This window comes from Corallococcus sp. CA041A (genome assembly GCF_003612075.1).
Taxonomy (GTDB): domain Bacteria; phylum Myxococcota; class Myxococcia; order Myxococcales; family Myxococcaceae; genus Corallococcus; species Corallococcus exiguus.
The window spans coordinates 1-415 of the sequence record NZ_RAWF01000714.1 but is presented as its reverse complement, the minus strand read 5'-3'; the positions used below and the strand labels follow the sequence as shown (position 1 = coordinate 415).

Below are 415 nucleotides of genomic sequence, written 5' to 3'. Positions count from 1 at the left end.
GTGGGCGCATGCGAGACTTATTCCGCCGTTACATGCAGTTTCGTCTGCAGCCCGGCGTCGTTGCTCGAATGCGTATGCACCAGCGTCTTGTCCGGATTCGCATACCGGTAGGCGCGCCGCAGCGCCATCGCCACTTCATGAAAGCCCGACAGAATCAGCTTCTGCTTGTTTGGATACAGCGCGATATCGCCCGCCGCGAACACGCCCGGGCGCGAGGTCTCGTACGCCGTTGTTTCCACCGTAATGCGGCCCGCGCGCATCTCCACGCCCCAGTTGACAATCGGGCCCGGCTCGGAAATCAGACCATACAGGGCGATCAGTTCATCGCAGGGCAGAACGGTTTCGCCGTCGCGCCCGCGGATGGCTGCGCCGGTGAGCGTGCCGTCGGGCGTGCTGTCCAGGCGCGAAAGCATGC

The 415-nt window shown here is 63.9% G+C and carries 1 pseudogene; it reads right to left on the bottom strand.

Annotated elements, in window-relative coordinates:
- Nucleotides 1-17 precede the first annotated feature (17 nt).
- Nucleotides 18-415 (bottom strand): annotated as a pseudogene (locus D7V77_RS42790) (FAD-dependent oxidoreductase); the annotation flags it as partial.